The organism is Ruegeria lacuscaerulensis (assembly GCF_013031245.1).
Taxonomy (GTDB): Bacteria; Pseudomonadota; Alphaproteobacteria; order Rhodobacterales; family Rhodobacteraceae; genus Ruegeria; species Ruegeria lacuscaerulensis_C.
Window position 1 is genome coordinate 1 of the sequence record NZ_WPZL01000094.1, and the last position, 1,650, is coordinate 1,650.

The following is a 1,650-nucleotide window of genomic DNA, read 5'->3' on the forward strand; positions in this document are numbered from 1 at the left end:
AAAATACCCGCAAACATCACCAAAAAGTTCTTGCAATGCAGGAGCCACCCACAGATGACATTGAACAGAGGGTTCCGATGCTGCAGTCGCAACCCGCTTTTCGGACATTCACTGCACTTGCGAAGATAGAGCCCAGTGTTGATATTTCTGTCGCCAAAGCATTTCCTTTGTGCTCCCATTGCACCCATATTTTTTCCACTACAGGGTCTCGCGATCACCAGCGGCTCGACAGAGAATCCAGTCGATACCGCGCAGATAGTCTTCTGTTGTCAGGGGATTGTTCGCTCCGCTGGAGGCAGAGAGTACAAACCCGTGTGCATAGTCAATCAGTAGGTGAACAAGAACATCGCCACCATCGCTGTTTTCAAGCTGATCCGTGTTGGCCTTCAGCTCCGCCGCCACATCTGTCAGGTCTGCGCTCATTAGCGTCACGTCCTCAAGGATCGCGCGTAGAAGGTTGGCGTTCCTCAAGGCGTAACTGTAGTACATCGCCATGATGCTTCGGGCACGTTCGACTGGAGTGGCCCCGTCAACGCCGTCCAGAACACCCGCAAATGCATGATCCACCAAATCGGACAGAAGCTGTTTCTTGCTGCCAGCGTGATAGGTCACCGCCATCGGGGTCACGCCAAGCTGATCAGCAAGCACGCGAAACGATAACGCGTCAACGCCCCTGCCTTGGACAATTGGCAAGGCAGTCTTCAGGATCAGCTGTTTTGAAAGGCGCTGATCGGCCTTCGGCGGTCGCCCTGGTGAAGAAGCTTTCGTCACGCGGCTTTCAACCTGTAATCCAGATCCACCAGACCAGAAAGAAAGCTATTGGCCGACACTAGTTCCAGATCGACATCGACCTCGGTCTCGCCAAATATCCGGATGCCCTTACCGATGAGAATGGGAACCAGGGTGATCCGCATGTCTTCCACCAGCCCGGCCTTCAGGAACGAGCGAATGATCGCGCCGCCATCCACATAGACGCGATTGAAACCGCGCGCGTCAAAGCTCTTCATCAAATCTTCGGGCGCCAAGTCTGAGACTTCGACTTTGTCGCGCAGATCGTCAGGAATTTCGGCGGATGTCATTGTTCTACTAAGAACGACCACCGGTTTGGCGTAGGGCCACGCTCCGAAGCCTCGCACCGTCCTATACGACCCGGACCCCATGACGATCACATCGACACTGTCCTGAAAGGCGACAAACCCGTGATCTTCATCCGCGGTCGGTTGCTTTTCCAACCAATCCAACCGGTGATCAGGCCGCGCTACAAAACCGTCCAGGCTCATCGCCATCATGATATGTCCAGTGGGCATCTTCCGGGTCTCCTGCAATAAATTTATACGGCATATAATAAAAGCAAAGATAACGCTCAAGAGATAGTTGTCACTTCTGGCCCTGAATCCGGACCCAGAAGGCCTGCACTGCTTCGCTCAAAGCGAGCCCTGAGTGGATGAGGTGGGTGGCTCCTGCTCCACCGGCATCGAATGTGCCAAAGTGCAGTTATCATCGACTGCTAGGAAAGGAGCCACCCAATGACAGTAAAGACCGTAGGCCTGGATTTGGCCAAGGACGTTTTTCAGGTGCATGGTATTTCGGAGAATGGTCGGGTTATCTTCAACAGGGCCATCAAGCGAGCGAAACTTCTCCGCTTCTTTG

Annotated in this window: 2 protein-coding genes and 1 pseudogene; 1 reads left to right on the forward strand and 2 read right to left on the reverse strand. The window is 53.8% G+C overall.

All coding sequences use genetic code 11. From position 1 onward, the window contains the following. Positions 1–198: 198 nt before the first annotated feature. Both GOX66_RS25440 and GOX66_RS25445 read right to left on the reverse strand, forming a co-directional pair. On the reverse strand, positions 199–771 hold the full coding sequence (locus GOX66_RS25440; protein ID WP_336509534.1) for a TetR/AcrR family transcriptional regulator: 573 nt from the start codon (positions 769–771) through the stop codon (positions 199–201). Beyond that, positions 768–1,307, reverse strand: coding sequence for a dihydrofolate reductase family protein (locus GOX66_RS25445; RefSeq protein WP_170766701.1), 540 nt, complete (start codon positions 1,305–1,307; stop codon positions 768–770). The genes GOX66_RS25440 and GOX66_RS25445 overlap by 4 nt, the downstream gene beginning before the upstream one ends. Before the next feature lie 219 nt (positions 1,308–1,526). On the opposite strand from GOX66_RS25445, the pseudogene GOX66_RS25995 reads away from it, so the two are divergent. Then, positions 1,527–1,650 (forward strand): annotated as a pseudogene (locus tag GOX66_RS25995) (IS110 family transposase); the annotation flags it as partial.